Annotated in this window: 21 protein-coding genes and 1 pseudogene; 15 read left to right on the top strand and 7 right to left on the bottom strand. The window is 59.6% G+C overall.

What is annotated here, in order from left to right:
- The first annotated feature begins 1 nt into the window (after position 1).
- Genes purM through CWI75_RS12460 form a run of 3 tightly spaced genes read left to right on the top strand, consistent with a single transcriptional unit; the run spans position 2 to position 2,428 of the window.
- Entirely contained in the window at positions 2-1,039 is a 1,038-nt protein-coding gene (gene purM, locus CWI75_RS12470; protein ID WP_101521846.1) for a phosphoribosylformylglycinamidine cyclo-ligase, read from the top strand.
- Positions 1,039-1,752 (top strand): phosphoribosylglycinamide formyltransferase, encoded by a 714-nt coding sequence (purN, locus tag CWI75_RS12465; protein WP_101521845.1) that lies wholly within the window; start codon positions 1,039-1,041, stop codon positions 1,750-1,752. Before purM ends, purN begins: the two co-directional genes overlap by 1 nt.
- A complete protein-coding gene (locus CWI75_RS12460; protein WP_241521203.1) occupies positions 1,655-2,428 on the top strand; it encodes a DUF3108 domain-containing protein in 774 nt (257 codons plus the stop codon). The genes purN and CWI75_RS12460 overlap by 98 nt, the downstream gene beginning before the upstream one ends.
- On the opposite strand, the gene dcd is transcribed toward CWI75_RS12460, so the two are convergent.
- Positions 2,429-2,995, bottom strand: a complete 567-nt coding sequence (dcd, locus tag CWI75_RS12455) for a dCTP deaminase (RefSeq protein ID WP_101521843.1) — start codon at positions 2,993-2,995, stop codon at positions 2,429-2,431.
- Between the two features lie 17 nt (positions 2,996-3,012).
- Positions 3,013-3,942 carry an iron-sulfur cluster carrier protein ApbC gene (gene apbC, locus CWI75_RS12450; protein WP_277621766.1) on the bottom strand — a complete coding sequence of 310 codons (930 nt, stop codon included), beginning with the start codon at positions 3,940-3,942 and terminating at the stop codon, positions 3,013-3,015.
- A 117-nt stretch (positions 3,943-4,059) separates the two neighbouring features.
- Here apbC and metG point away from each other — a divergent pair.
- From metG to CWI75_RS12415, 7 genes and pseudogenes are all read left to right on the top strand, one after another.
- A pseudogene (gene metG, locus CWI75_RS12445) lies at positions 4,060-5,706 on the top strand (methionine--tRNA ligase); the annotation flags it as partial.
- Positions 5,707-5,848: 142 nt separating this feature from the next.
- Positions 5,849-6,427, top strand: a complete 579-nt coding sequence (gene rsxA, locus CWI75_RS12440) for an electron transport complex subunit RsxA (protein WP_101521841.1) — start codon at positions 5,849-5,851, stop codon at positions 6,425-6,427.
- Positions 6,428-6,429: 2 nt separating this feature from the next.
- A complete protein-coding gene (rsxB, locus tag CWI75_RS12435; RefSeq protein ID WP_101521997.1) occupies positions 6,430-7,044 on the top strand; it encodes an electron transport complex subunit RsxB in 615 nt (204 codons plus the stop codon).
- Positions 7,041-8,777 (top strand): electron transport complex subunit RsxC, encoded by a 1,737-nt coding sequence (gene rsxC / locus CWI75_RS12430; protein WP_101521840.1) that lies wholly within the window; start codon positions 7,041-7,043, stop codon positions 8,775-8,777. The genes rsxB and rsxC overlap by 4 nt, the downstream gene beginning before the upstream one ends.
- The gene (gene rsxD / locus CWI75_RS12425; RefSeq protein ID WP_101521839.1) at positions 8,777-9,802 is read left to right on the top strand and encodes an electron transport complex subunit RsxD; all 1,026 of its coding nucleotides are present in this window, start codon (positions 8,777-8,779) and stop codon (positions 9,800-9,802) included. The genes rsxC and rsxD overlap by 1 nt, the downstream gene beginning before the upstream one ends.
- Before the next feature lie 5 nt (positions 9,803-9,807).
- Positions 9,808-10,458, top strand: coding sequence for an electron transport complex subunit RsxG (gene rsxG / locus CWI75_RS12420; RefSeq protein WP_101521996.1), 651 nt, complete (start codon positions 9,808-9,810; stop codon positions 10,456-10,458).
- Positions 10,455-11,168 carry an electron transport complex subunit E gene (locus CWI75_RS12415; RefSeq protein ID WP_101521838.1) on the top strand — a complete coding sequence of 238 codons (714 nt, stop codon included), beginning with the start codon at positions 10,455-10,457 and terminating at the stop codon, positions 11,166-11,168. The genes rsxG and CWI75_RS12415 overlap by 4 nt, the downstream gene beginning before the upstream one ends.
- On the opposite strand, the gene CWI75_RS12410 is transcribed toward CWI75_RS12415, so the two are convergent.
- From CWI75_RS12410 to CWI75_RS12395, 4 genes are read right to left on the bottom strand one after another with little or no spacing between them, the layout of a single operon-like run.
- A complete protein-coding gene (locus CWI75_RS12410; protein ID WP_206604724.1) occupies positions 11,161-11,574 on the bottom strand; it encodes a hypothetical protein in 414 nt (137 codons plus the stop codon). The genes CWI75_RS12415 and CWI75_RS12410 overlap by 8 nt on opposite strands.
- 10 nt (positions 11,575-11,584) lie before the next feature.
- A complete protein-coding gene (rimI, locus tag CWI75_RS12405; RefSeq protein WP_101521837.1) occupies positions 11,585-12,052 on the bottom strand; it encodes a ribosomal protein S18-alanine N-acetyltransferase in 468 nt (155 codons plus the stop codon).
- The gene (locus tag CWI75_RS12400) at positions 12,043-12,735 is read right to left on the bottom strand and encodes a hypothetical protein (protein WP_101521836.1); all 693 of its coding nucleotides are present in this window, start codon (positions 12,733-12,735) and stop codon (positions 12,043-12,045) included. Before CWI75_RS12400 ends, rimI begins: the two co-directional genes overlap by 10 nt.
- A gap of 51 nt (positions 12,736-12,786) precedes the next feature.
- A complete protein-coding gene (locus tag CWI75_RS12395) occupies positions 12,787-13,641 on the bottom strand; it encodes a glycosyltransferase family 2 protein (protein WP_162300071.1) in 855 nt (284 codons plus the stop codon).
- 82 nt (positions 13,642-13,723) lie between these two features.
- Between CWI75_RS12395 and CWI75_RS12390 the strand changes: the two genes are divergently transcribed.
- Positions 13,724-14,956 (top strand): Nramp family divalent metal transporter, encoded by a 1,233-nt coding sequence (locus CWI75_RS12390; RefSeq protein WP_101521835.1) that lies wholly within the window; start codon positions 13,724-13,726, stop codon positions 14,954-14,956.
- A 99-nt stretch (positions 14,957-15,055) separates the two neighbouring features.
- Here CWI75_RS12390 and CWI75_RS12385 read toward each other — a convergent pair whose 3' ends face one another.
- Positions 15,056-16,216, bottom strand: coding sequence for a pectinacetylesterase family protein (locus tag CWI75_RS12385; RefSeq protein ID WP_241521202.1), 1,161 nt, complete (start codon positions 16,214-16,216; stop codon positions 15,056-15,058).
- Between the two features lie 186 nt (positions 16,217-16,402).
- Here CWI75_RS12385 and CWI75_RS12380 point away from each other — a divergent pair, with 186 nt between their 5' ends.
- From CWI75_RS12380 to CWI75_RS12365, 4 genes are read left to right on the top strand one after another with little or no spacing between them, the layout of a single operon-like run.
- Entirely contained in the window at positions 16,403-16,978 is a 576-nt protein-coding gene (locus tag CWI75_RS12380; protein ID WP_206604723.1) for a NapC/NirT family cytochrome c, read from the top strand.
- A gap of 26 nt (positions 16,979-17,004) precedes the next feature.
- Positions 17,005-18,558, top strand: a complete 1,554-nt coding sequence (locus tag CWI75_RS12375; RefSeq protein ID WP_162300070.1) for a cytochrome c3 family protein — start codon at positions 17,005-17,007, stop codon at positions 18,556-18,558.
- A complete protein-coding gene (locus CWI75_RS12370; protein WP_162300069.1) occupies positions 18,555-19,430 on the top strand; it encodes a DmsE family decaheme c-type cytochrome in 876 nt (291 codons plus the stop codon). Before CWI75_RS12375 ends, CWI75_RS12370 begins: the two co-directional genes overlap by 4 nt.
- Complete coding sequence (locus CWI75_RS12365) at positions 19,427-21,682, top strand: MtrB/PioB family decaheme-associated outer membrane protein (protein ID WP_101521832.1); 2,256 nt, start codon at positions 19,427-19,429, stop codon at positions 21,680-21,682. Before CWI75_RS12370 ends, CWI75_RS12365 begins: the two co-directional genes overlap by 4 nt.
- The last annotated feature ends 17 nt before the right edge of the window (positions 21,683-21,699 follow it).

Raw genomic sequence — 21,699 nt, 5'->3', positions numbered from 1 at the left:
CATGACTACAGACGACAGAGGCACTTCACTGAGCTACCAGGATGCCGGCGTTAACATTGATGCCGGCAACGCCCTGGTTGAGCGTATCAAAGGCGTTTCGCACCGCACCTTTCGGCCCGAAGTACTCGGCGGACTGGGTGGGTTTGGCGCCCTGTGCGAAATACCGGCAGGCTACTCCCAACCGGTATTGGTGTCGGGTACGGATGGCGTGGGCACGAAACTGCGCCTGGCGATGACCATGGGCATTCACGACACCATTGGCATTGACCTTGTGGCAATGTGCGTCAATGACCTGGTGGTCGCAGGCGCTGAGCCCCTGTTCTTTCTTGACTATTACGCCACCGGCGCGCTGGATATCGATACCGCAGCGTCCGTTATTACCGGCATCGGAGCGGGCTGCGAACTTGCCGGCTGCGCTCTCGTTGGCGGAGAAACCGCGGAAATGCCCGGCATGTATGAGGGTGAGGATTATGACCTTGCCGGATTCTGCGTTGGCGTAGTCGAGAAATCCGCCATTATCGACGGTAGCAAAGTCGCAGCGGGAGACTGCCTGCTGGGCATTGCCAGCAGCGGGCCGCACTCCAATGGCTATTCCCTGATCCGCAAGATACTGGAGGTCAGCAACGCCGACCTCCAGCAGGGCTTTGGCGACTCTACCCTGGGGCAAACCCTGCTGACACCCACCACAATTTACGTGAAACCACTGCTCGACCTGTTCAGGCACGTGGAAATCAAGGCGCTGTGCCATGTTACCGGGGGGGGACTACCGGAAAACCTGCCACGGGTGCTCCCCGAGGGATGTCGCGCCACAGTGAATACCGCAAGCTGGCGGTGGCCCGCCATATTTGACTGGTTGCAGGAACAGGGCAACGTCACCACCACCGAAATGTACCGGACCTTCAATTGCGGCGTGGGGATGGTTCTTTGTGTCGCCCGGGAAGCAGTGCAGCCGGCGCTGGCGGCACTCGCAGCCAGCGGCCTCGAAGCCTGGCAGCTGGGTACGGTGAGCAGCGGCGAGCGCGGGGTGGATCTCGATTAATGCAGACAAGCTCTGCCCGATCCCGAATCGCCATCCTGATATCAGGCAGGGGCTCCAACATGCAGGCTTTTATCGCCGCCTGCCAACGGGGAGAACTTGACGCCGACATTTGCCTGGTAGCAAGTAATCGCGCAGACGCCAGCGGCCTCGATATTGCCCGTGCTGCGGGCATTGATACCGCGTGTATCGAGCACGGGGACTACTCCGACCGGGAGGCGTTCGATACGGCGCTGGTGGCCTGCGTGCAGCGATACGCCCCGGACCTGGTGATCCTGGCCGGCTTCATGCGCATCCTGACTCCGGTATTTATCACACCTTTTACGGGTAGATTATTGAACATTCATCCGTCATTGTTGCCGAAGTATCCGGGTCTGCACACTCACAAGCGGGCACTTGAAGCCGGCGACAGGGAAGCCGGTGCAACAGTGCACTTTGTCACCCCGGCGCTGGATGGCGGTCCTCCGATACTGCAGGCCCGGGTGCCAATAGTACCCCGGGATACCGCTGAAACCCTCGCCACCCGGGTTGTGGCACTTGAGCATGTCATTTACCCGTTGGCGGCGCTGTGGTTCCTGCAAGGACGGCTCTCGTTAACCGAACAAGGAGCATATCTTGATGGCCAGAAGATTCCTGCCACTGGCATTGCGTACAGGCCGGAGAACGCTGTCCGGGATATTACTGCTGATCATCGCAATGGGCGCCCAGGCCACTGATTCCGGCGCAGCCACTGCCCTGAAGCCTTACTACGCAGAATATCGCACAACCGCCCGGGGCATGAGCCTTACCCTTGAGCGCGAACTGGAAACCGATGGCGAGGGTCACTACACTCTGACTAACGGCGGCAAGTTACTGGTCGTGGGCTTTCATGAAGTCAGCGTATTCACCATCAATGACGGCCAGATACAACCGGGATCTTATGTCTACCAGGGAACGGGGCTGATCAATCGGCGCAGGGAAGTGCACTTCGTTCCCGGCTCGGACACCATACGTAGCCTGTACAAGGACGAGTGGTATGAGCTGCCTTACACCGAAGGCACTCTCGACCGCATGAGCCAGCAGGAACAGTTGCGACTGACCCTGCTGACCGCCGACGAACCCAGGCAGGACCTCGACATCCGTATTGCCGATGGCAGCCGGGTCAAGGACTACCAACTGGTATTTGTCGGGGATGAGCTTATCGAGACCCAACTGGGCCTGGTCAATACCCTGCACTTTGAACGCCTGCACGATGACCCCGATCGCGCCTCGCACATCTGGCTCGCGCCGGGCTGGGATTACCTGATGGTTAAAACGCTGCACGTCGAGGACGACAAGCCGGTGGAAATCACCCTCACCAGCGGTAATATTGCTGGCGTCCCGCTTGAGCATACCAGCACCAGCGAAAGCTGATCAGGCCAGGGGCAGGGTAACGCCGCGTTGCCCCTGGTATTTGCCTGCACGGTCGAGATAGCTCACCTCACAGACTTCATCCGATTCAAAGAACAGCATTTGCGCCACCCCCTCATTGGCATAAATCTTCGCCGGCAAGGTCGTGGTATTGGAAAACTCAAGGGTGACGTGCCCCTCCCACTCCGGCTCAAGGGGAGTCACATTGACAATAATCCCGCACCGGGCGTAGGTCGACTTACCCAGGCAGATCGTCAACACATTGCGCGGAATGCGGAAATACTCAACCGTACTGGCCAGGGCAAAGGAGTTTGGGGGGATAACACAAACGTCACCCCGGACATCCACAAAGCTGCTCTCGTCAAAGGCCTTGGGGTCCACTGTCGCGGAGTTGATATTGGTGAATACCTTGAAGTGATCGGAGCAGCGCACATCGTAACCATAACTTGAGGTGCCGTAGGAAATGAGCCGTTGCTCGCCCCGGCTACGCACTTGACCGGGCTCGAAGGGTTCGATCATGTTGTTCGCAATCGCCATCCGGCGAATCCATTTGTCTGCCTTGATACTCACTCGCCTGTTCGCTCCCGTTAGTCGTCAGAAATGGTAATTTCCGGGAACTCGCGCACTGCTCCGGAATCGTGCTGCTCAAGGGCGGCTTGAATCGCCCGGGCTGCCTGCATGTAAAGTGCGGCCTCCGGGGACTCCGGCGCCACCGCTACGGTGGGCGTACCCGCGTCGGTCTGCTCTCGAATGGACAGTGCCAGGGGCAGGCTGGCCAGTAACGGCACCCCGTAATCCCGGGCCACCTGCTCGCCGCCGGCCGTACCGAAGATATGCTCGGCATGGCCGCACTGGCTGCAGATATGTACAGCCATATTCTCAACAATGCCCAGGATCGGCACGTCCACCTTGCGAAACATCTCAATACCCTTGCGGGCATCCAGTAACGCAATGTCCTGGGGCGTGGTAACAATTACCGCGCCCGCCACCGTCGCCTTTTGCGAGAGGGTCAGCTGGATGTCACCGGTGCCCGGGGGCATATCAATTACCAGGTAGTCCAGTTCGCCCCACAGGGTCTGCTCCAGCATCTGTACCAGCGCGCTACCCGCCATCGGGCCGCGCCACACCATAGGTGTGCGCTCGCTGGAAAGATAGGCCATGGACATGGTTTTGAGGCCGTGCGCCATAACCGGCAACAGGAACTGCCCACCCTGCTGCTCTGGCTTGACCCCATCGTCGATACCGAGCATGCGCTGCTGGCTGGGTCCGTAGATATCCGCATCCAGAAGACCTGTCCGCGCGCCCAGCGCCTGCAGCGCCAGGGCAAGATTAACGGCAGTAGTTGACTTGCCCACACCGCCCTTGCCCGAGGCTACGGCAATAATGTGCCTGATTGTATTCATGAGTGTCGTGAGTCCGGCAAAATGTGCAGCTGACTGTCGCTGCAGCGGGTAACTGAGACGCCAGTATAGGCAGTTGCAAAGGCCACGACAATGCCAGCGGGCCGCCGCTTGCACGCGGGAGGCAATACTGCGATTGCGCTGGATTCACGCCCCTCAATCGCGGAAGTGAAAGCTGACGGCAAAAACGCTATAGTAGCGCCCCTTTTTTGCAATGATGGATTCCCCGACCCGATGGCTGACACTCCCGCCCGCACAATACTGGTGACCAGCGCCCTGCCCTACGCCAATGGCTCCCTGCACCTGGGACACTTGCTGGAGCAGGTGCAAACCGATATCTGGGTCAGGTTCCAGAAGTCCAGGGGCCATGATTGCGTATACGTGTGCGCGGATGACGCCCACGGTACGGCGATCATGCTGACCGCGGAAAAGCGCGGAATTACACCGGAAGAGCAGATTGACAGCATTCGCCGGGAGCACGAGCACGACAGCGCCGGCTTCATGATCGGCTTTGATAACTATTACACGACCCATTCCGCGGAAAACAGGTATTGGAGCGAGGAAATCTATCGACGCCTGAAAGCCAATGGACACATCGCCAGCCACACTGTCACCCAGGCCTTCGACCCGGAGAAACAACTCTTTTTAGCAGAGCGCTTCATCAAGGGTACTTGTCCTCGCTGCAAGGTACCCGACCAGTATGGTGACAATTGTGAAGCCTGCGGCGCCACTTACAGTCCCACCGACCTGATCGACCCGGTATCGGCGATATCCGGTGCAACGCCCATACAAAAGGATTCCATCCACTTCTTTTTCACCCTTCCGGCCCTTGCGGATATGCTCAAGAAGTGGATTGACTCGGGCACTTTACAGCCACAGGTGGCCAATAAATTGCGCGAGTGGACCGACGCCGGCCTGCAGGAATGGGACATCAGTCGCGATGCGCCCTATTTCGGTTTCGAGATCCCCGATGAGCCCGGCAAATACTTTTATGTCTGGCTGGATGCACCGATCGGCTATATCGCCAGCTTCGAGAATTACTGTAACCGCAGCGGGCGCGATTTCGATCGCTACTGGCAGCAGGATGCGGACACCGAGCTCTACCACTTTATCGGCAAGGACATCATTAATTTCCACGGCCTGTTCTGGCCGGCCATGCTGCACTCCGCCGGCCTGCGCACACCGAGCGCCATTTATGCCCACGGCTTCCTGACGGTAAACGGCACCAAAATGTCCAAGAGTCGCGGCACCTTTATCAAGGCGGGCACCTACCTTCAGCACCTGGATGCCGAATACCTGCGCTATTATTTCGCCGCCAAGCTCAGTGCCGCGGTAGACGATATAGACCTCAACCTGGAGGACTTTGTGCAGCGGGTAAATGCCGATGTGGTCGGCAAGATTGTCAATATTGCCAGCCGCTGCGCCGGTTTCCTGCGCAAGGGTTTTGACAACCGGACTGCCGCAACCTGCGCGGAACCGGCCATGCTGGCGGATTTCATGGCCGCGGGCGATGCTATAGCCCTGCTTTTCGAGCAGCGCGAATACAGTAAGGCGGTACGCAGCATCGTCGCGCTGGCTGATCGCGCCAACCAGTATATTGACGAGCACAAGCCCTGGGTGCTCGCCAGGGAGCCCGGTCGCGAAAAGGACGTGCACGCCATATGCAGCGTGGGCATCAACCTGTTTCGGGTACTATTGACCTACCTCAAGCCGGTATTGCCCGCCATGGCCGACAAGGCAGAGGCTTTCCTTAACTGCTCACTGGACTGGACAGCCCTCAACGGCCCCCTGCTGGATCACCAGCTGGCCACGTTCAAGCCGCTGCTGACCCGGATAGATCCAGCGCAGATAGAGGCCATGCTGGCGGCAAGCGCCGAAGATACCCGTGCCGAACAAACCTGAATCGTGAGCTGGCGTAGCGCAAAAACCGGTTATAAGCTTATCCTCGACAGATGATTGTTTCCTCCAGGATAACTCCTTACCATTACCGGCCACATGACGGCGAGATCGGGCGACACACACTGTGCTAGCGGACTACTCCATCCTGTTGATCAGCGCCATCCTGGTCAACAATTTTGTGTTGGTGCAATTCCTCGGATTGTGCCCCTTCATGGGTGTCTCCAATAAACTGGAAACCGCCATGGGGATGTCCATGGCAACGACCTTTGTCCTCACCCTCGCCTCTGCCTGCAGCCACCTGACCTACAACCTGCTGTTGGAGCCGCTGGGGCTCGAATACCTGCGTACCATCTCCTTTATCCTGGTGATTGCGGTTGTGGTCCAGTTTACCGAGATGGTGGTGCGCAAGAGCAGCCCGCTCCTTCATCGGGTGCTGGGTGTGTATCTGCCCCTGATTACCACCAACTGCGCGGTATTGGGGGTAGCCCTGCTCAATCTCAATAAGGATCACAACTTTTTGCAGTCGCTGTTTTACGGTTTTGGCGCAGCCCTGGGTTTTTCCCTGGTGCTGGTTTTGTTTGCCGCCTTGCGTGAGCGGCTGGCGGTCGCGGATGTACCGGAACCCTTCGAGGGTGCGGCCATTGGTATGGTCACCGCCGGCATGATGGCGCTGGCCTTTATGGGCTTTGCCGGGTTGGTATGAATATGGTCGAACTGATAGCACAATACCCGCTGCTTGCTGCACTTGTTGCCCTGGTTGGCCTGGGAGCACCCTTCGGTGCACTGCTGGGTTACGCCGCGGTACGTTTTCGTACCGAAGGCAATCCCATCGCCGACCAGATTAACGAAATTCTACCCCAGACCCAGTGCGGCCAGTGCGGGTACCCCGGCTGCCGGCCCTATGCCGAGGCCATTGCCAACGGCGAGGCCATCAACAAGTGCCCGCCCGGAGGCCAGGCCACAATCCAGGCGCTGGCAGACTTGCTGGACGTAGAGGCCCCGGTACTGGATGAAGAACACGGGGAGGAAAAAGCCAAAACCGTGGCTTATATTCGTGAAGATGAATGCATCGGCTGCACCAAGTGCATCCAGGCCTGCCCGGTGGACGCAATCCTCGGCGCCGCCAAGCAGATGCATACTGTAATCGCCAGTGAATGCACCGGCTGTGACCTCTGCGTTGAACCTTGCCCGGTCGACTGTATTGACATGATTCCGGTAGAAGAGGGCCTGCAGTCCTGGCACTGGCCATTGCCGCAAACTGCCAGCCGCAACCTCGACGTCATTGCCTCGGACGCTTCCCCGGAAGAGCGCGCGGCATGAGGCGGATCCATGATTTTCATGGTGGCATTCACCCGGCGGAGAACAAGCTCCAGTCGCTTGCCACCGGAATACGTCCTGCCGGTATTCCCTCCCAGCTGATCCTGCCGCTGGCGCAACACATTGGCGCACCCTCACAGCCTTTAGTAAGCCCGGGCGACCGGGTTCTCAAGGGACAGCTGATTGCCTCGGCTGCCGGTCATGTCAGCGTACCGCTGCATGCACCCAGCTCGGGCCAGATACTGGCGATAGAAGATCGACCGGTACCCCACCCTTCAGGTTACAGTGCGCCCTGTGTCGTCATTGAGTGCGATGGCCGTGATGAATGGGTGGAGGAACCCAGCGGCATCCGGAATTACCGGGCTTGCGAGCCATCGGCACTACTCGAGAAAATCCGTAGTGCCGGTATAGCCGGCATGGGCGGCGCAGGCTTCCCGACCGCGGTAAAACTGGCGGGCAAACCCGGCGCCGGCATCACTACCCTGATCATCAATGGCACCGAGTGCGAGCCGTACATTACCGCGGATGATATCCTGATGCAGGAGCGCGCCGCCGACATCCTCGCTGGCGTTGACATTATGCGCCATATCCTCAAGCCCCAGGAAATCCTGTTCGGGATTGAGGATAACAAGCCGGCAGCCATCGCCGCACTCAAGACTGCAGCAGCGGGCAGCGATGTTGAAATCATCACTTTCCCCACCAAGTACCCCTCTGGTGGCGAGAAACAATTGATTGAAATCCTTACTGGCAAACAGGTCCCCAGCGGGGGCTTGCCCGCCGATATCGGTGTCATCTGCCAGAACGTGGGCACGGCGGTGGCAGTACGAAATGCTGTCATTTACGGGCGCCCGTTGATTTCACGTATCACCACGGTTACCGGCGATGCGGTAACCGCCCCCGGGAACTTTGAGGTGCTGCTGGGCACCCCCATGGCTCATCTGCTGGCACTGGCGGGCTTCAGCGCCGAAAAGTGCGAACGCCTCATCATGGGCGGGCCAATGATGGGGTTCACTGTTAGCGGAGCCGAGGTTCCGGTGGTCAAGACCACCAACTGCGTGCTGGCGCCGACGACCCGGGAAATGCCCACGCCGCCACCCGCCCAGCCCTGCATACGCTGTGGCCTGTGCGCCCAGGCCTGCCCCGCCAGCCTCTTACCCCAGCAGTTGTTCTGGTTCGCCCAGGGCAAGGAATTTGACAAGCTTGAACAGCACAACCTGTTCGACTGTATTGAATGCGGCGCCTGTTCCTGGGTATGCCCCAGTCATATCCCGCTGGTGCAATATTACCGGGCGGCGAAAGCAGACATAGTCAAGCAGCGCCGCGACCACGAAAAATCAGAGCAGGCCCGCCTGCGTTTTGAAGCGCGACAAGAGCGGATCGCCCGGGAAGAAGCCGAGCGCGAAGCGAAACGGGCTGCCCGCAAACAGGCGGCCGAAAAGCGCGCTGAGCTGGCCGCCGAAGGTGGGGATGAAGATCCGGTGCAGGCCGCGATTGAACGGGCCAGGGCCCGGAAAACGGCACAACAGGGTACAGCCCCCGCCAATACGCCGGACGGCGGTGTGAAACAGCTGGCAGCCCTGCGGGAAAAACTGGCAAAGACAGAGCAACGGCTGGCATTAAGCCGCGAAGCTGGCGAAGACAATAAAATCGTGACCGCACTGGAGGCCACTGTACAGCGATTGCGGGACAGGATCTCCGCCGCTGAACAGTCGCCAGCAGAGCGGGAAACACCCTGATGACATTGATCCGGATCAGTTCACCCCACGCCCACGGGAGCGACAGTACTGCCTCGGTAATGCGGCGGGTATTAATCGCCACGGTGCCGGGCGTAATAGCGTTGACCTGGTTTTTCGGCTTCGGCAGCCTGGTCAACATTATCTGGGCCAGCCTGGTCGCCGTTGCCTGCGAGGCCCTGGCGCTGACTTTACGTCGCAAGCCACTGGGTTTCTATTTGCAGGATTACAGCGCCCTGGTGACCGCCACGTTGCTGGGCATAGCATTACCGCCCTATGCGCCCTGGTGGCTGATCGCAATAGGGGTGGCATCCGCCATTCTGATGGCCAAGCACCTGTACGGAGGGCTTGGCTACAATCCCTTCAACCCTGCCATGGTCGGCTATGTGGTACTGCTCATTTCATTCCCGGTACAAATGACCGCTTGGGCGCCACCACGCGGGCTGGGAGAGGTGCCGGGACTGCTGCAGGCACTGCAGGCCTGTTTTCTTCCAGCACAGTACGACGCTGTCACCATGGCGACACCGCTGGACATGGTCCGCCAGAACAATAGCCTGTTACTGGAAGATTTGTGGCGCGACCCTCTCTTTGGGCGCTGGGCGGGTATTGGCTGGGAATGGGTGAACCTGGCGTTTCTGGCGGGGGGCCTGTGGCTGCTTTACCGGCGGGTATTCAGCTGGCACGCACCTGTGGCCATGCTGGCCTCACTGGGCTTGATGGCAGCCCTGTTCTACGACGGCGGCAGCTCCGCAAGCGGCGGCTCCCCCCTCTTTCACCTGCTCAGCGGCGCCACCATGTTCGGGGCATTTTTCATTATCACCGACCCCGTTTCATCGGCTGTCTCGGTGCGCGGACGCTTGATTTTCGGTGCCCTGATCGGCACGCTGGTGTATCTCATCCGCGCCTGGGGTAACTACCCCGACGCGGTCGCCTTTGCTGTTCTGGTCGCCAATTTTTCAGCGCCCTTTATCGATCATTACACCCAGCCGCGCAGTTACGGGCACTCCAAATCCGGAGGCCAACCCTGATGCGCATGCTTGGGCAATCCATTACCCGCAATAGTGCCTTACTGGCGCTTTTTGCCCTGGTTACCGCACTGCTGATCACCGGCACCTACCTGCTGACCCGGGATACCATCGCCCAGGAACGACGCCAGGCAGAGCAAAGGGCTTTACTGGAAGTCGTGCCTCGGGAACGCCACGATAACAGCATGCTCGATGACACCCTGCCGTTACCGGCTGATACTCCCGGGCTGGGCCTGCGTGAAGATCGACAGCTATATATTGCCAGACAGGGTGACAAGGCGGTGGCAGTGATTGTCCCGGTGCTGGTCCGGGATGGTTACAGCGGGGATATTGAACTGATTGTCGGCGTTAACCGTGATGGCAGTATCGCCGGGGTACGGGCTTTGAACCACCGGGAGACGCCGGGCCTGGGCGATAAAATCGATCTCAGGAAATCGGACTGGATACTGGATTTCAACGGCCGCTCACTGGACAGCCCGCCACCTCAGCGCTGGGGGGTTAAAAAGGACGGAGGGGTCTTTGACCAGTTTACCGGGGCCACCATTACCCCCCGGGCTGTGGTAGCCGGAGTGCTGCGAGCACTGTTATTCGTCGAAAGCCATCGTGCTATTGTATTTGCAACCCCGGCCGACAAGCCGGCGACGGGAGACCAGGCATGAAAACCCCCAGCTACGGCGAGCTCACTCTCAATGGCTTATGGAAGAATAACCCGGCCATTGTGCAGCTACTCGGCCTCTGCCCGCTACTGGCGGTCACCGGTAGTGTCGTCAATGCACTGGGGCTTGCGGCGGCAACTACCCTGGTGCTGATCTGCTCAAATACCGCGGTATCCATAATCCGTAATGTCGTGTCCGACGCGGTCAGGTTACCGGTGTTCGTGATGATCATTGCGTCGGCGGTGACCTGCACTGAGCTTTTGATGCAGGCCTTTGCCTATGAGTTATACCTTATCCTGGGTATATTCCTGCCTCTGATTACCACTAATTGTGTGATTCTCGGTCGCGCCGATGCCTTCGCCAGCAAGCATGCCATCGGGCCCGCGTTCTATGACGGCCTGAGTATGGGACTGGGGTTTGGGGTGGTATTGATCGTCCTGGGCGCACTGCGGGAGCTACTGGGCACGGGCGCCCTGTTTGCCGACATGAACCTGCTGTTCGGCCCTGCTGCCGCCAACTGGAAATGGGTACTGGTGGCGGATTACCAGCCCTTCCTGCTCGCTATCCTGCCACCGGGTGCGTTCATCTTTACCGGCTTGCTTATTGCCGGTAAAAACCTGGTGGACCGGCAAATCAAGCGCCGCCAGGATGCGCTCAGGGCGGCGCCGGTCAAGGGCGCAAAACGCGTCCGGGTGACCGGCACCATCAGCTGACTTCTGTGGCGGAAGACACAGCCAGGGTGTCGAGCAGGGCATCTACCGCGGAGTCATCCATGCCGGCATTATCCAGGTCGCAGCTGTAGGTAATAAAGAGTAACTGTGAGCCCGCGGCAACGTACCATTCGCGCACTCCGGCATCACCCTCCGTGAAAGCGGTATACCAGCCGCCAAAATCCCCCAGGCGCACCTGCTGCCAGTCCCCGGCCTCCGGGGATTCAGCCGTGGCAATGGCCTTCAGTTCCGCTGCATCAAAATCGCCGGCTTCCTTGTGCAGTGTATTGATTTCTATACAGCCTACATCATCCTCATCACCCACCAGGATGGTGCCGTCCTCTTCCGCCTCAGCCCACCATTCGGGGGCTAACGCCATTGACCAGGTCTCGGTTTCAAGCACATTCATGCCCTGCTCCCTATAAATCGCGCGACATTAGTATTGCATCCTCCCTGCCCTCAGGCAGGGGGTAATAATTGCGGCGAACGCCATCAAAGTGGAATCCGGCCAGCTCGTAAAGACGGCGGGCGGCTGTGTTGGACTTGCGAACCTCCAGCAGGCAACGCCGGGCACCCGTATCGGCGAGGGCCACTATCGCCGCATCAAGTAGTAACGCAGCGTAACCCCGGCGGCGAGCTGCGCTTGCGACCACAATATTGTAGATACTGCCGTCATCCAGCTCGCGGGCAAACACGACAAAACCCTGCAACGCACCATCGTGCTCCAGCAATAATGCCTGTTCAGCATTGCCCGCCCCGACCATGCAGGATTTTCGGTACTGTTCCTCCCGCCAGGGCCAGGGTGCAGCCGCTGCATCCAATCGCGCCAGCCCGGCTGCATCGACCGGCACGGCTCGCCGGATCACCGGTTCTGTTGTTAACGGCACAGGGACTCAAGGGCCAGCCATGCCTCGCGTTTGCGCAGGGGCTGCGCCAATAATTCCGCGCAACCCAGGGGTACTGACACGGTAGCAATATCCGGCAGCTCGCCGGCCTGCAGACGGTCTCCGCTATCCGTCCCCAGTAATACCAGGGCTCGACAGTGATGTTGCTGCAACTGGCGCTGAACGAAACTGGTCAACGCTGCTGCGGCGGCGCCAGGACCAAGATCAAGCTGGCGATTGCCATGCAGTGGCCAGTCAAAGCGGGTAACCGTGGGTTGGCCTTGTGTGCCGGCAACGGCATGAGCCATGGCCTGTATCAGTTTCAGCTGGTCAGGTGGAAGTATGGGGGCGGGCAATGTATCCAGCCAGAGACAACCGCCAGCTACCACCGCGGCCATGTGGAATGCGGGCTCCCGTATCCTGTTTGCCGCCGGCGACCCAGCGGGGCCGGGAGCCCTGGGCGCGGTTCGCGCTGCCGGCACTTTATCCATCTCAATGTGTGGCATCTGTGCTTCGGGCTGCGTCGGGGTGCTTTCCGTGGCCGGCGCCGCCGTTACCGGGGGCACCTGCAGGATACAGCGAGGCGCACTGGCAGCCGCACCGGGCAATGGCCTGACCGCCACCAGCAACTCCAGCCCGAGTGCATCGAAGTAGGCAAGCTTATTGAGTTCGTGGGTAGTAGACATCACATTCCAGGACCAGTACGAGCGACTAGTCTAACAGGTTCGGGCATGCAGCTATATCCAGCGCCAGCCGTGATCGGTGAAAAAACGCAGGCCGGAACGCAGGAACCAACCGCGATGACGCCAGTTTTTGCGCGCACTGCCGCCACCGTAGTGGCGCACGATCATATCCGGCAAATATTCTATGGCCCCCTGTTGGGCGAGACGCAGGGACAGATCATAATCTTCAAAATAGAGGAAGTAGCGGTCATAAAACCCCCCCACAGCCCTGAACGCGGCGCTGCGAACCAGCATGAAACATCCGCTTGCCAGTCGCACGGTCGCGCCCTCACCCGCACACTCGATGTCGTGCATTTCATAGTCGGCAAGACGGTCGGCAAAACAGCGCCGCAGGCGCTCCAGCGGAAGCGCACGAAGAACCAGCACCAGCACGCTGGGGTAACGCTTGTTCAGGTAGGCCGGAGCACCCGCGGCGTCAATACCGCGCGGGCACACCAGTACCGTACCGGGACGCTGTACAAGGTATTGCAATCCGTGGCTAAGGACCTGCGTATCCAGCTCAATATCCGGATTGAGCACCAAGTGAAAATCGCCCTGCGTAGCACGAAATGCTTCATTATGGCCCACGCCATAACCCACATTCGCTGGTAATGCCCGGCACTCCAGGGCTATTCCCGCTGCAACAGGGTCAAGCCCGGCCAGGGTAGACAGCAATGCCTGGTGATACCGGTCGGAAACCGAGTTATCAATAATCGAGATACTGACAACACCCAGCACTGCGGCATCACGCGCCACAACAGCTGCCCGCAGCAGGGTACGCAGTGTCGTCTCCAGGCGCGCGAGATCACTGTGGTGGAGCACCACGGATACGGACAGCGCAGGCATGGGAAAGGGCGTTTTAGTGGCCATGGCAACTATGTTAGCAGCAGCCTGACGCCGCAGCCTAGTACTGCTACTATCCCTGCTTGCAACTTTCACGGCATGGCAACACATGAGCAAACCCAAACCTGGAACCGGTATCCGCTTTGGTCCCGGCATTCTTGTCACCGCCGCCTTCATCGGTCCCGGCACCATTACCACAGCCAGCAGTGCCGGCGCTCATTTCGGCTTCGCCCTGGTCTGGGCACTGGTATTTTCAGTGATCGCGACCATGATTTTGCAGGAAATGAGTGCACGCCTCGGCCTGGTCACCCGGGCGGGGCTGGCCGAGGCCATGCGTGCGAGCTTCAACAGCCCATTGTTCGGCAAACTGGCAGTCATACTCATTGTCGCTGCGGTCGGCATCGGCAACGCCGCCTATGAAGCCGGCAATATCGCGGGAGCAGCGCTGGCACTCAATACCGTGAGCAACACGGGAACAGCGTTCTGGTCACTAGTGATTGGTATCGCGGCCGGATTGCTGCTCTCCAGCGGTCGTTATCGACTACTGGAGAATACACTCATCGTGCTGGTGCTGCTGATGAGCATCGTATTCCTGATGACCGCGGTAATGGTGGCCCCGTCTATGGGAGAACTACTCACCGGCCTTTTCCGGCCAAGCCTGCCACCGGGTTCAACGATGACAGTGATAGCGCTGATAGGCACCACCGTTGTGCCCTACAACCTGTTCCTGCACGCCAATTCGGTGCGTGAAAAGTGGTCGGCACAGGTGCCTGTTGACCAGGCTATCCGCGAATCACGTATGGATAGTGGCCTGTCCATCGGGCTGGGTGGGCTGATTACCCTGGCGATCCTCAGCACCGCCGCCGCCGCGTTCTTCAACAGCGGGCTGGTTTTTGATGGTGCCTCCCTGGCCCGACAACTGGAGCCCTTGCTCGGGCCTTCAGCACGCTACGTCTTTGCGGCCGGCCTGTTTGCCGGTGGCCTTACCAGCGCCATCACCGCACCATTGGCTGCCGCCTATGCGGTGTGTGGTGCCATGGGCTGGCGCAATTCCCTTGACGGGCGTGGCTTCCGTGCCGTGTGGGCAACGGTTCTGCTTTCGGGCACGGCATTTGCCGCGCTCGGCAGCAAACCACTGGCCGCCATTTTGTTCGCACAGGTTGCCAACGGACTGCTACTGCCCATTGTGGCGGTATTCCTGCTGGTAGTGATGAACAGTCGCCGTTTGCTTGGCAGGCATATCAACGGCCCTGTCGCCAACCTGCTGGGAGCGCTGGTGGTTGCGATTGCATTTGGCCTGGGTATAGTAAAAATTGTTGGGGTCATCGGCGTACTGCACTAGCAAGCCATCATTACTGCCCTCTCGGGTCATCATGCCCGCACCGGTCAGGCAAAAAAATAGCCCGGGGCAAGCGGGCTAGAGTGCAGATTTTACCGGTATTCAGTCGCGGGTGGTCTCCCAGCCGCCAGCGCCTTCCAGCATGGCGCTTACCCAATCGGCTACCGCTGTACCGCCACCGGTCTTTTGCAGATCGCCGAGCAGGAATGTGTGCTCGGTACCCGTTGCCACAAAAGAACGCACGCGCTCCGGGTAGGCCGCTTCAAGATCATCCAGTTCGCCGCGAAGAGCCGCCTCAAATTCTTCCGGCGGAATCCTCACAAAGACACCGGCAATCACCGCATCCCGGGTATAGCTCATCATGCCAAGACGGAAGTTATCATCTTCGGACAACTGGTATTTGTGGTAATCGGTTATGTGGCCGTCATCTCCAATACAGGTTTCACAGCTTTCGGGAAAGAAGGCATTGGCATTCCATTCATCAAGCAACTGCTCGATAAACGAGCGGTCATCCTGCCGGCCAAGGCCGATTCCGGAGTCGTTGATCAGTTCTATGGGCACATTGGGGTACAGCTTTCGCACCAGGGGCATTGCGTAAGTTGTACCAAAAGCACCACCACTGATGCCGGTCAACAGGATTTTCCTCGGCGCCGGAAACGTGCTGACGGCGACATCCAGCGATGCAGAAAGATTGTGAAGGCCGCGATGAAAGCGATCGGCCTCGCCGTCGTCGTCGGTATCAACATCCTGGTCGCCCGCGTGCAGGGACCCGTCACAATAAGGGAGATAGACCGTATTCCAATCCGCCACCGGGTTGTCGGCACGCGCGGGGTCGAGTATGCCGAAGGGCGGAATGCCTGGAGCCGCCTGCTCCGTCGCCAGACACAGATCAGACCAACAAGCTCCTCCACCCTGGAGGAAGATAACCAGATCCTCAGAACCGGTATCGCGGGTTGCCATCGTATATTCGCCACCCGTGAGGCATAGCGGGCCATCGCCCGAGCCAAAACTGTGATTGACAATATCGCCATCGGTTTCCGATAACATCGGTGTGTAGATGCCCAGATAACGATCAATGCCCTGATCGTAAAGTTCCTGGAACGGCGCGACTTCCGGCACCACTTCAACAGGAGGCTGCACGGGGCTGTCGCTACTATCTGAACAGGCCACCAGCAGGGGCAACATGGCACACAGGGCAATTGCCGCCGAATTTCGCGCGACACCGGCACGTGCTGCCGAGTCACCAGGTTTCTCTATTCGCATTTGTTATTCTCCGATTTTTCCACCGCTCGGACACGACAGTCCGGCGCTGGGTAAGAAGATGCCCCGGGCGATAAAAACTTGCAAGCATTGATCTGGCACAAATGAGTCCCTTGTCATGGCCGCAGCGGTGAGCTAACGTCATTTATACAAGTACTCCCGCCAATAACAAAGAATGGGGACACGAACGTGCGATACCTGTTGAAGTGGTTGCGCTCATTGCGGCAACCGTCACGCCGCTATTCCGTGCTGACTTTACTGGTTGCAGGTATGGCTATTGGTGTCTCCGGCTGGCTGGTAATGGATGTCGGGCTTGCGGCAACCAGCAGCGAAGAGTTTTGTATCAGTTGCCACGAGATAAGGATAAACACCTATCCACAACTGCAGAAAACCAGCCATTACAGCAACGCCATGGGTGTTAATGCCACTTGCGCGGACTGCCACATTCCAAAGGCGTTTATCCCGAAAATGGTGCGCAAAATGGAAGCCTCACGAGAGGTGTGGGGCAAAATAACCGGAGTCATTGATACGCCGGAAAAATATGCAGCCCACGCACCCGCAATGAAGGCGCGTGAAATTGCGCGCCTGCGTGCGAACGATTCCCAGGAATGTCGCGACTGTCACACAGTGACGCGGATGGACCTCGCCCTGCAATCTGCCAAGGCACGCGACTATCATCAGGACATGGCAGCCCGGGGCAAAACCTGTATCGATTGCCATGCGGGGATTGCTCATCCCGACAATTCAGGGAGGGCGGCTCAATGATGGCCATTTTACGAGGGAATAGCCCGATGCAAATCCGTAGTGCACTGCTGGCACTGGCCCTGATCATATTGTCGGGATCACAGGCACACGCGTCTGAATCCGGTTATGCCGGCATGGATACCTGTCGCAGTTGCCATCAGTTCGGCGATGACTCACCGGTGCATACTTTGCTGGAAAGCGCCCACGGCAACGCCGATAATCCGGACACCCCAGTGGCGCAACGGGGTTGCGAAGAGTGTCATGGGCCCAGCGCCGACCACACTCGCTCCCCCACCCAGGTGGCACCCGCAATCAGCTTCGGCCCGCGCTGGTCAGCCACGGTAGAGAGCCAGAACGACCAGTGCCTGGCCTGCCACGGCGACAACACCGCAAGCCACTGGGACAATGCCCACCACAAGCAACAGGGCCTGGCCTGCGCCACCTGTCACGACATACACACCACGGCTGACACAGTACTAAGCGCAGACAGCCAGGCCGAGGTGTGTACCGGCTGTCACAAGGCGCAGGAATCCGGCATACACGGGCTTGCCTCACTGGCCGATTCGAACCCACCCTGCACCAGCTGCCATAACCCTCACAACAGCCGAACTCCCCACAGTATAATGGTCGACAACCGCTCCAGGGGCTGTGCCACATGCCACAACCTGGTTGCCATGGCTTCCGATCCACAGGTATCCGCCAGGGCCACGAGCTACCACAAGGTCATGGTGCAGGATGACAAGACCTGTGTAAGCTGTCATGTGGGTATTGCCCATGTATCCGCAGCGGGGGTTCCCCCCCTGATCCCCCAGGCGCAGCAGTCCAGCTCGGTTACCCTGTTTTACCCGGGCCAGTCAGACAGCGAATGGCTGCTGAGTGAGCACGCGGGATCACAGTCTCTGCGCCAGGATCGCAGCTGCCAGCAATGTCACCGGGGTGACGAGGAGGAGATGGGCGCCTCGCTCGCCACGGGCAAGCTCAAGCCGGCCACCCGGGATGTTGAAATAGGCTTCCAGCGTAGCGGCCAGGAGCTGCTGGTGACACTCAGCTGGCGCGGTTCTTTACAGGACCGCGACATCGCGCTCATGTGGGGCGACGATCGCAACGAAGCGTTTAGGCAGGCCGGCTGCTTCGCCGCCTGTCATGATGATATGCCTGGCATGACCCGGGATCGTGGCCAGCAACTTGACAAGTATCTGCTGGTATCGCGCCTGCAGGATCGACAGATCGGCCGGCCCGCCATCATCCGCGATGAAGCCGCATTGGCGGAACTCAAAGCCACCGGCAAATTCGCCGAAGTCTGGCGGGTGAACCTGGAGGATACGGCAACCGTCGAAACCGGCACGCTGCTGGCGGGGATCGACTGGCATGAGGACAGCCTGGTCGCAGCAGAGGCCCAATTTGCCGATGGACGCTGGAGTGTCACGCTGCTGCGACCACTGGATACCCGGCCCAAGGGATTACATTTTGGTCGCGGGCAGAAACTGACCGTTGGTATAGCACTGCACGGGGTCGATAACCCCGGGGCCGGACACTGGGTTTCCCTGCCCATGACCTTCGCCATCGACGGGATCAACACTGACTTCAAGGCTGACTGGTGACCCTGCGCGCGCTCGCATTCGCTTTACTGGCGGCTCTGGTAATACCAGCGTCAGCCGCCGACGACGGCGCCGACTGCCTGGGCTGCCATACTGCCAGTGCCGACGCGCCGGTGCATGCCGTATTCCAGACCGTACACGGCGGCCTGAATGGCGGCGGCAACGGGAGTTGCCTCAGCTGTCACGGCGACAGCGCCGAACACGCTGCGGACCCGACCACCCATATGCCCGGAGTCAGCTTCGGACCACTGTGGTTATCCCCCACCGGGGAGCGCAACGGTGCCTGTACCGCTTGCCATACCGGCGGCACGACCATGCACTGGAGCAACAGCGATCACCAGCAGGAGGGCCTTGCCTGTGACAGTTGTCACAACAGCCATCAGCACCAGGATCCCGCACTTACGCCGGCCGGATCACAGCGCATGTGCCTGGATTGCCACAGCCGGGTACAGGCGGAAATGCTACTGCCTTCAAGGCACCCGATCGCCGAGGGCAAGACCAGCTGCGGCGACTGCCACAACCCCCATGGGAGCTTGGCCGAAGCCAACCTGCGCCAGCCCACGGTGACCGACAATTGCCTGCAATGCCACCAGGAAAAGCGTGGGCCCTTCCTCTGGGAACACCCCCCGGCAGCAGAAGATTGCAGCCTGTGCCACAGACCACACGGTGCGGTACACGAGCGCCTGCTGATAACCCGGGCACCGGCCCTGTGCCAACAGTGCCACGTCGCCGCTTTTCACCCAAGTGTCCCCTATGGCAGTGAGGGCCTGGCAGGAGCCGGGCGCAACCAGAACATACTGGGCAAAAACTGCCTCAACTGCCATAGCCAGGTACATGGCTCCAACCACCCCTCCGGGGCCAGGTTAACGCGATGAAACCGGCTGGGCAGGGATACCGCCAACTGCTGTTAGCGGCATTTGCCTGCACTGCTACGGGCGCCGTGGCCGAAGATCCCTTTGCCCCGCTGGCGACAGAAACAAGGCCGCTCGCCACTCGCTGGCAGACTGATTATCGCGGCGCCCTGGACCTGGGCCTGACCTACGCCAGTACAGATACCTTCATGGCCGGCCAGTACAATGGCCTGCAAGAGCAGGGAGCAACACTACTTGGCAATCTCGACTGGCGACAGTTCAACGGTACGGAAAGTTACTGGCAGGTGTCTTTATCCGATGTCGGGCTGGATACACGGAAAGGGGAAATCCGCTGGGGACTACCCGGCCGCCTGAGCGTTACCATCGGCTTCGATAGCCAGTTGCAGGTGCGCAATGACAGCGGCATGACGCCCTTCCGGGGCAGTGATACCGAGCTGATCCTTCCGGCGCAGTGGGTAACCGGCCAGACCACCGGTGAATGGACAGCGCTTGCGGACAACCTGCGACAATTCGACAGGGAACTGGAGCGCAATAGCTGGCACCTCGGCCTGGAGGCGCAGCTTGATGAGCAATGGCAGCTGACATCGTCGCTGCGCTATAGCACCCGCGAGGGCACAGGCGATGTTGGCGCGGCGATCTATGTGGATGCGGCAGCGGGCGATGCGGTACTGCTGCCGGCTCCCATAGATCACCGCACCGTTGATATTGATACGACCCTGGCCTACAGCGGTACCCGCCTGCACCTTCAGGGGCAGCTCAGCTGGTCGGAGTTTGATAACCGCGACCGGCAACTCAGCTGGCAGAATCCCTTTAACTCCTACGGGCCGGATGTCAGCTACCCGGCGGGGACAGGCGCGGTAGGCCTGGCGCCGGATAATACCCACAGCAGCGCACGACTCGATGGTCGCTATCGCTTCAGTCGAACGCTACAGCTGCAGTTTGACGCGCGTCTGGCGCTGGCGGAACAGGACCAGGAGGTTCTTCCCTACTCTGTCAATCCGGCACTGGAGGTGCAGCAAGGGCTGCCGCGAGAGCGTTTTGACGGCGAAGTGACAACCGGCAACCTGCGGGCAAAGCTGCACTGGCAAGCTACCCGTAAACTGAAGCTGGAACTGGGCTACACGCTACGCGACCGCGATTACGATGCCCCGCGGGATGGATACCGCTATATCCCCGGCGATGGAGGCAGCCAATCCCGCCCCGAACTCACCGTCTACAACAGTACCCATGACCTGCGCACCCAGGCCATTGAGCTGGCGGCCGACTATCGCCTCCCACTACGCAGCAAGCTTGGCCTGGATTATCGCTTTCAGGAAGTCACCCGTGAAAACGCCGCCACCGAGGAGACCCAGGAGGATCGCTATACGCTGAACTACCGTATCCAGCCCTGGCAATCCTTTCGCACCACGCTGGAACTAACCTGGGCCGACCGGGCGGCCGACACCTATCGCTGGGACCAGTCCTACTTCGCCCTGCTGGATGCCGCACTGATCAATGACACGCCGGATAGCCAGCGTTTCATCAACCATCCCCTGCTCAGCCAGCATTATCTGGCCAACCGGGAACAACAGCAGGCCAGGCTCGATTTTAATTATCTGCCGGCACCCGGCTGGAGTTTCAATCTCAACCTGCTTTTGCGCGAGGATGATTTTGATAAAAGTGAGCTGGGGCTGACCGAGTCAACCTTCGAGAGCCTGCAGATCAGTGCCGGCTATGCACCCCATAAAAGCCTGTATTTCAGCGTCCACGGTGGCGTGGATATTTATGATGCCGAACAGGGAGGTCGTGCTTTTCGGGGTGGTCAGGAGAAGAACCCTTTTGCTGTTACCAGCCCGCTGCCACAGGCCAGTGACCCGAGCCGCAACTGGCGCCTCGCCAGCCGCGACGAGAGCCTGGTTCTGGGTGGGCAACTGCAGTGGCAACCCCACGAAAAACTGGAATTTGCGCTCGACTATCGCTATGTGGATACCGACAGCACCCAGGACTTTGGCCAGGTCGCAGCGACAGACCTGAATCCCGCCAATCTGCCAACAGTGGATACCCGTCTGCACCAGCTCGACGCAACCGGGACCTGGCACTGGCAGGAGGCATTATCCCTGAGACTGAACTACCGTTACTACCGCTACCAGAGCAATGATTGGGCCTGGCGCGGAGTTGAGGCCGATACTATCGACAAGGTGCTGACCTTTGGCCAGCACAATCCGAATGAAAGTGCTCATTACGTGGGCCTGTCAGTGTTGTATCGCTGGCAATAAAGCCCCGGGAGAGAAGT

Source organism: Kineobactrum sediminis, assembly GCF_002868715.1.
Classification (GTDB): Bacteria; Pseudomonadota; Gammaproteobacteria; order Pseudomonadales; family Halieaceae; genus Kineobactrum; species Kineobactrum sediminis.
This window is presented reverse-complemented; position numbering and strand designations above follow the sequence as displayed.

What these genes read in the sequence shown, in the direction of transcription:
- purM (WP_101521846.1), top strand. Translation starts at nt 2, where the DNA reads ATGACTACAGACGACAGAGGCACTTCACTGAGCTACCAGGATGCCGGC.
- purN (WP_101521845.1), top strand. Translation starts at nt 1,039, where the DNA reads ATGCAGACAAGCTCTGCCCGATCCCGAATCGCCATCCTGATATCAGGC.
- CWI75_RS12460 (WP_241521203.1), top strand. Translation starts at nt 1,655, where the DNA reads ATGGCCAGAAGATTCCTGCCACTGGCATTGCGTACAGGCCGGAGAACG.
- rsxB (WP_101521997.1), top strand. Translation starts at nt 6,430, where the DNA reads ATGGTCGAACTGATAGCACAATACCCGCTGCTTGCTGCACTTGTTGCC.
- rsxC (WP_101521840.1), top strand. Translation starts at nt 7,041, where the DNA reads ATGAGGCGGATCCATGATTTTCATGGTGGCATTCACCCGGCGGAGAAC.
- rsxD (WP_101521839.1), top strand. Translation starts at nt 8,777, where the DNA reads ATGACATTGATCCGGATCAGTTCACCCCACGCCCACGGGAGCGACAGT.
- rsxG (WP_101521996.1), top strand. Translation starts at nt 9,808, where the DNA reads ATGCTTGGGCAATCCATTACCCGCAATAGTGCCTTACTGGCGCTTTTT.
- CWI75_RS12415 (WP_101521838.1), top strand. Translation starts at nt 10,455, where the DNA reads ATGAAAACCCCCAGCTACGGCGAGCTCACTCTCAATGGCTTATGGAAG.
- CWI75_RS12410 (WP_206604724.1), bottom strand. Translation starts at nt 11,574, where the DNA reads ATGAATGTGCTTGAAACCGAGACCTGGTCAATGGCGTTAGCCCCCGAA.
- CWI75_RS12400 (WP_101521836.1), bottom strand. Translation starts at nt 12,735, where the DNA reads ATGTCTACTACCCACGAACTCAATAAGCTTGCCTACTTCGATGCACTC.
- CWI75_RS12395 (WP_162300071.1), bottom strand. Translation starts at nt 13,641, where the DNA reads ATGGCCACTAAAACGCCCTTTCCCATGCCTGCGCTGTCCGTATCCGTG.
- CWI75_RS12390 (WP_101521835.1), top strand. Translation starts at nt 13,724, where the DNA reads ATGAGCAAACCCAAACCTGGAACCGGTATCCGCTTTGGTCCCGGCATT.
- CWI75_RS12385 (WP_241521202.1), bottom strand. Translation starts at nt 16,216, where the DNA reads ATGCGAATAGAGAAACCTGGTGACTCGGCAGCACGTGCCGGTGTCGCG.
- CWI75_RS12375 (WP_162300070.1), top strand. Translation starts at nt 17,005, where the DNA reads ATGCAAATCCGTAGTGCACTGCTGGCACTGGCCCTGATCATATTGTCG.
- CWI75_RS12365 (WP_101521832.1), top strand. Translation starts at nt 19,427, where the DNA reads ATGAAACCGGCTGGGCAGGGATACCGCCAACTGCTGTTAGCGGCATTT.